The sequence below is a fragment of the Arthrobacter sp. SRS-W-1-2016 genome, assembly GCF_002009585.1.
GTDB classification, from domain to species: domain Bacteria; phylum Actinomycetota; class Actinomycetes; order Actinomycetales; family Micrococcaceae; genus Arthrobacter; species Arthrobacter bambusae_A.
In genome coordinates, this window is sequence record NZ_MTPV01000020.1 from 94478 (window position 1) to 100477 (window position 6000).

The 6000-nt window shown below is 66.1% G+C and carries 4 protein-coding genes and 1 pseudogene; 4 read left to right on the forward strand and 1 reads right to left on the reverse strand.

Annotated elements, in window-relative coordinates; all coding sequences use genetic code 11:
* Positions 1–21: 21 nt before the first annotated feature.
* Positions 22–1056, forward strand: a complete 1035-nt coding sequence (locus tag BMF89_RS05260) for a hypothetical protein (protein ID WP_078106021.1) — start codon at positions 22–24, stop codon at positions 1054–1056.
* 208 nt (positions 1057–1264) lie between these two features.
* On the opposite strand, the gene purH is transcribed toward BMF89_RS05260, so the two are convergent.
* Complete coding sequence (gene purH / locus BMF89_RS05265) at positions 1265–2935, reverse strand: bifunctional phosphoribosylaminoimidazolecarboxamide formyltransferase/IMP cyclohydrolase (protein WP_078106022.1); 1671 nt, start codon at positions 2933–2935, stop codon at positions 1265–1267.
* A 120-nt stretch (positions 2936–3055) separates the two neighbouring features.
* Here purH and BMF89_RS05270 point away from each other — a divergent pair, with 120 nt between their 5' ends.
* From BMF89_RS05270 to BMF89_RS05280, 3 genes and pseudogenes are all read left to right on the forward strand, one after another.
* Positions 3056–3994: a BadF/BadG/BcrA/BcrD ATPase family protein gene (locus tag BMF89_RS05270; protein ID WP_078106023.1), complete on the forward strand. Its 939-nt coding sequence runs from the start codon at positions 3056–3058 to the stop codon at positions 3992–3994.
* Positions 3978–4940, forward strand: a complete 963-nt coding sequence (gene murQ / locus BMF89_RS05275; RefSeq protein ID WP_253190713.1) for an N-acetylmuramic acid 6-phosphate etherase — start codon at positions 3978–3980, stop codon at positions 4938–4940. The genes BMF89_RS05270 and murQ overlap by 17 nt, the downstream gene beginning before the upstream one ends.
* Before the next feature lie 27 nt (positions 4941–4967).
* A pseudogene (locus BMF89_RS05280) lies at positions 4968–5900 on the forward strand (MFS transporter); the annotation flags it as partial.
* Positions 5901–6000: the final 100 nt, after the last annotated feature.

The following is a 6000-nucleotide window of genomic DNA, read 5'->3' on the forward strand; positions in this document are numbered from 1 at the left end:
CCCCCGATATCTAGGACAACTGTGACGAGAACCAAGACCCTGGCCACAAGCCTGCTCAGCCTGACTGCCGCCGCCCTGCTTTCGCTGGGCGCCGGCAGCGGAGCTTCTGCGGCTCCGTCCACAAGCCACGGCGCCGATGCGTCGACCGTCAGCAGCAATCCGGCGTCGGACGGCAACACTGCTGACTATTGGACTCCTGAGCGGATGAAGAACGCCGTCTCCGGCGACGTCCTGGCGACCAAGGCTCTCACGCGGGCACAAGCCGCACTCGGACTTGCCGACCTCCCGGTTTCTCCCGATCAGGTTTTTCCGGGCCTGGGGAGCGCCCTGACCACCATCGAAGGCCAGCAAGCCGCCAGCCCGGCAACGCCGTCCCCGGCCGTGGACCGCAAGGCCAATGGCGGTGAGGCTCCCGTCCCGCACATCGGGAAGGTGTTCTTCACTCTCGGCGGCGTGAATTATGTCTGCTCCGGAAACTCCGTCACCTCGGCAAACCAGAGCACAGTGTCCACGGCCGGCCACTGCCTGAACGAAGGCCCCGGGGCGTTCGCGAGCAACTTCACGTTTGTTCCTGCCTACCAGAACGGCGTGGCACCCTACGGAAAGTGGACGGCCAAGGCGCTGTACACCACCAGCCAGTGGTCCTCGAGTGGAGCCATGCAGTACGACACCGGATTCGCCGTCATGAACCCCCTCAATGGCCAAAAGCTCGCTGACGTCGTGGGTGCCTCAGGAGTCCAGTTCAATGCCGCCCGCGGACTCGCATACAAGTCGTTCGGCTACCCCGCGGCGGCTCCCTTTACCGGAGAGTCACTCATGAGCTGCTCCGGCACGGCCGCCAACGATCCCTACAACCCCCAGTACAACACTCAGGGAATCCCGTGCAACATGACGGGCGGTTCCTCCGGCGGCCCATGGTTCACGGGAACCAGCTCCGCCGGGTACCAGAACTCGGTGAACAGCTACGGCTACGGCAGCAACTCCACCAACATGTACGGCCCGTACTGGGGCTCAGTCATCCAAGGCACGTACCAGACCGCGTCCACAGCCCCGTAACCTCCCCGGCACCACAACCCCACCCCGAGCGCACGGGACATGCCCCCTGTTCGCTCGCAGGACTGGACATATTGCGAATATGCCCAGTCCTGACCACTAAAAATGGACATGTCCACCCGGGAAGGGAGGACATGTCCATTTTTTGGTGGAACGAGAGGAACGAGCGGAGCGGGCGGAGCAGGTGGAGCACCCGGACCCGGGAAAGGACCTAGTGGAAGAAGTGCCTTGCCCCGGTGAAGTACATCGTGATGCCGGCGGCGTTGGCTGCGGCAATCACTTCCTCGTCGCGCACTGAGCCACCAGGCTGGACGACGGCGCGGACACCGGCGTCGATCAGGATCTGCAGGCCATCGGCGAACGGGAAGAACGCGTCGGAAGCGGCCACGGCACCGCGGGCACGCTCGGGAGCGCTGCTCGTCCCGACGTTGGAGGCACCGCCGGCACCATCGACGTCGGACTCTACCTGGACACCCAGGGTGTTGGCGCGCTCAACGGCCAGTTTGCACGAGTCCAGGCGGTTGACCTGGCCCATGCCGATGCCCACTGCGGCTCCGTTGTTGGCGAGGAGGATCGCGTTGGACTTGGCGGCCCGGCAAGCGGTCCAAGCGAACGCGAGGTCGGCCAGCGTGGCGTCGTCGGCGGCTTGGCCGGCGGCGAGGGTCCAGTTGGCGGGGTTGTCGCCGTCGGCATCCACCTTGTCGGCTTGCTGGACGAGGACGCCGCCCGAGACCTGGCGGATCTCCGTCGGGTAGCGGCCGTAACCGTCCGGGAGGGCCAGCAGGCGGATGTTCTTCTTCTTGGACAGGATTTCAACGGCTTCCGGCTCGAAGCCCGGGGCGATGACAACCTCCGTGAAGATCCCGGCCACGGTCTGCGCCATGCCCGCCGTGACAATGCTGTTTGCCGCGATTACGCCACCGAAAGCGGACACCGGATCGCAAGCGTGGGCCTTGGCGTGGGCGTCGGCGATGGGGTCGGCTGCATCGACGGAACCAACGGCCACGCCGCAAGGGTTGGCGTGCTTGATGATGGCGACGGCCGGCTCGGAGAAGTCGAACGCGGCGCGGAGGGCGGCGTCGGCGTCGACGAAGTTGTTGTAGCTCATGGCCTTGCCGTGCAGCTGGTCAGCCTGGGCGATGCCGGCGGGCGCGGCCTTGTCCACGTAGAGGGCAGCCTGCTGGTGCGGGTTTTCGCCGTAGCGCAGCACCTCGGAGCGTTCCAGGGCGAGGCCGGCGTACGCGGGCCAATCGATGATGCCGTCGCCGTCTTCGTCGAGGAACTGGCTGGCAGTCCAGGTAGCGACGGCGGTGTCGTACGTCGCGGTGTGGGCGAAGGCCTTCGCGGCCAGGCGGCGGCGCGTCTTCAAGTCGAAGCCACCAGCTGCTGCAGCTTCCACCACGGCGCCGTAGAAGTTCGGGTCCACAACGATCGCGACGGCGGCATGGTTCTTGGCGGCCGAACGCACCATGGCGGGGCCTCCGATGTCGATCTGCTCGACGACGTCGTCCTGCGCGGCGCCGGAGCGGACGGTCTCCACGAACGGGTAGAGGTTGACCACCACGAGGTCGAAGGGCTCGATCTCCATCTTGGCCAGCGTTTCCATGTGGGCAGGAACCCGGCGGTCGGCCAGGATGCCGCCGTGCACGCGCGGGTGCAGGGTCTTGACCCGGCCATCGAGCATCTCCGGGGAACCGGTGACTTCTTCGACTTCCTTGACCGGAATACCGGCCGCGGCAATCCTCTTCGCGGTGGAGCCGGTGGAGACGATGGCGACTCCTGCTGCATGCAGGCCCTTCGCAAGTTCCTCCAGCCCCGTCTTGTCGTAAACCGAGATCAGTGCACGGCGGATGGGAACACGGTCAAGCTGCGTCAAGCTCACAAAAGTCTCCGTCTTATATCGCGGGAATCCGCGGTTGCTGGGGATACTGACGAGTTTATCGTGTTGTGGCTCCTCTTCGTCGTTCGAGACGTGGGGGCGCCCGCAACATATGGTTGGGCCATGGAATCCGCGGATGTGTTTTTGGTGGCCGACGTCGGCAAGAGCCGATGCAGGATCGAGCTTAGGCAGGGCGACGAGGTGTTGGGCTCGGCGGACCAGCACGGCTTCCCCGGCCTGGGCATGGACAACGGCGCCCGGCTCGCCTTCCAACTGCTCGCGGACACTGCAGCCATGCTGCCGCGAGGGCTTCCGGCAGCATTCCCGGAAGGTTCCTTGCGTGGAATCGGCGCGGCCGTTGCCGGGGTTGAGGCTTCGGCGGAGAACTCCCACGAACTGGCCGTCCTCCTTTCCGAGAGCTTCAAGGTCCCGGCCGCGGTTCTCTCGGATGCCACCGCGGCGCAACTCGGCGCCTTGGACGGCGCACCCGGAACCGTGCTGATTGTGGGCACGGGTGCGGTTGCCTTCCGCTTCGACGACGCCGGGACCCTCCACCGCGCCGACGGTTGGGGACCGCTGTTGGGTGATCGCGGAAGCGGCCGGTGGATCGGCCAGCAGGGTCTCCAGGCCGCACTTCAAGCGCACGACGGCGGCCCTGCCACGTCGTTGCTCGGCGCAGCTGCCGGGCTGATCGGCTCGCCCGCGCAGCTTCCGGCATGGCTCGCCGAATCCGGCAACCCGGCCCGGACGATGGCGCGTTTCGCCCCCGCGGTGCTGGACGAAGCGGAGGCGGGAGACGCCGTCGCACGCGGCATTGTGGATGAAGCCTGCCGACTCCTCACGAACACCGTGACCCTTGCCTCCGGCGACACCAAGCAGGTGGCACTCGTTGGCGGCGTCGTGAAATCGGAGTTCTTCGGCGGGCTCTTGCACAACGCCCTCGCTTCGGCTGGGATTGAGGTGGTTGCGGCACTCGGCGATGGCATGGACGGGGCCGCCCTCGCAGCGAACCGCCGCGGGCTCCTCCAGGAAAGGTACATTCACCGTGACGGAACAGCCTGACGCAACAGCTCCTCCCGGCTCCCCGGACCCGCTCGAGGAACTCCGTTCCGAGCTCGCGGGCCTCCAAACCGAAGCGGCATCGCCCGCGCTCAGTGAATTGGACACCATGGGCACGGCCGAGCTCGTCGCCGCAATGAACGAGCAAAACCGCGGCGTCCCGGCCGCCGTCGAGCAAGCCAGCGGGCAGATCGCCGCAGTGGTCGACGCCGTTGCGGAACGCCTCGCCCGCGGAGGCAGGCTGCTCTACGTCGGCGCCGGAACGGCCGGACGGCTCGGGGTATTGGACGCGAGCGAATGCCCGCCCACTTTCGGCACTCCCCCGGGCCTCGTCGTCGGGATTATCGCTGGCGGCACCCAGGCCATCCAGAAACCGGTGGAGTACGCCGAGGACAACGCCACGGCCGGGGCCCGGGACCTGCACGACATCAGCGTGACCGAGGCGGACGCCGTCGTCGGAATCTCGGCTTCGGGACGCACGCCGTACGTGATCGGCGCGCTCGAGGAGGCCCGCAGCCGCGGCGCCTTCACGGCATCGCTCGCCTGCAACCACGACTCACCGATCAGCAAACTGGCGGACGTGGCGATCGACGTCGTCGTCGGTCCCGAGTTCGTTGCCGGTTCCACGCGGCTTAAGGCGGGGACCGCCCAAAAGCTCGTCCTCAACATGATCAGCACGCTCGCCATGGTCAAGCTCGGGAAGACCTACGGAAACCTCATGGTCGATCTGCGTGCCACCAACAACAAACTCCTCGCGAGGTCCCAACGGACCATCCAACACGCCACCGGCGTGGACGCTGAGACGGCGATTCGCGCGCTGGATTCGGTGGGTGGATCGGTCAAGGCGGCCATCCTCGTGGTGCTCACGGGGATCGATCCGGCGCAGGCGAAGAACGCTTTGGATGAGGCCGGCGGCTTCCTGAGGAAGGCGATCCAGAAGCACGGATAGAGTTTCCCCAGAAGGGGAAATGAATGCATCGCGGACACGATCGGCCGGAAACGGGCCTTCACCGCGACCCTTCTGGTGTTCTCCTTCTTCACGGTGCTGGGCGTCCTCGCCCCGGACATCGTCTGGTTCTGCGTCTTCCGCTTCGTGGCCGGTTTCGGACTGGGCGGATGCATTCCGGTGGACTACGCGTTGGTCGGTGAATTCACTCCACGGAAGCAGCGCGGCAAGGTGCTGACGGCCATGGATGGTTGGTGGCCCATAGGGGCCGCTCTGTGCGGCTTCATTTCGGCAGGACTCGTCGCCGCCTTCGCGGACTGGCGCCTGACGATGCTCGTCATGGTGTTGCCTGCCCTGCTGGTGTTTTGGGCGAGGCGGAGCGTGCCCGAATCCCCGCTCTTCCTCATCCGGAGGGACCGGCGCCAAGAGGCAGCCGACGTCATCGACAGTCTCGTCCTGGCCACGGGAGCCGAGCAGCTGCGACGGATCTGGCAGTTCGACTGGAAGATCACGACGGCGGCCTGGGCCCAGTTTTTCAGCGTCCTCCTGGTCTACTACTTGAGCTTGACGTGGATGCCGCGGATTCTGATCGGCGCCGGATTCGAGGAGTACAAGGCGTTCGTGACGACGGCCGGGATGGCCGGCGTCGGGCTCCTGGGCGTGGCGGTCGCGGCAGAGCTGGTGGAACGGGTGGGCCGCAAGTGGATCCTGGCCATCACGGGGCCGCTGTCCGCGTTGACCCTGGTGATCGTTTCGTTGGTGGTGGACATTCCGGACGCAGCCGTGTTCTGGCTCCTGGCGTTCGGATTCGTTATCCAGGTGGCCATCCCGGTGCTCTACACCTACGTGTCGGAGCTCTACCCCACCGAACTCCGTGGCTCAGGCTTCGGCTGGGCATCCACGTTCTCGCGGGTTGGTGCCGGGCTCGGGCCGCTCGTGTTCGCTTCGTATTTCTGGCCCGAGTTTTGCCCGCCCACCCAACTAGCTGTACTGCCCAGGGACATTGGTTGAAGTCGTGTGAGAACACGGCATAGATTTCCGGCATGACGAAGGCCTCCCGGTG

Bases quoted from the DNA above. Each gene is read 5' to 3' on its own strand.
- BMF89_RS05270 (WP_078106023.1), top strand. From the start codon at position 3,056: ATGGAATCCGCGGATGTGTTTTTGGTGGCCGACGTCGGCAAGAGCCGA.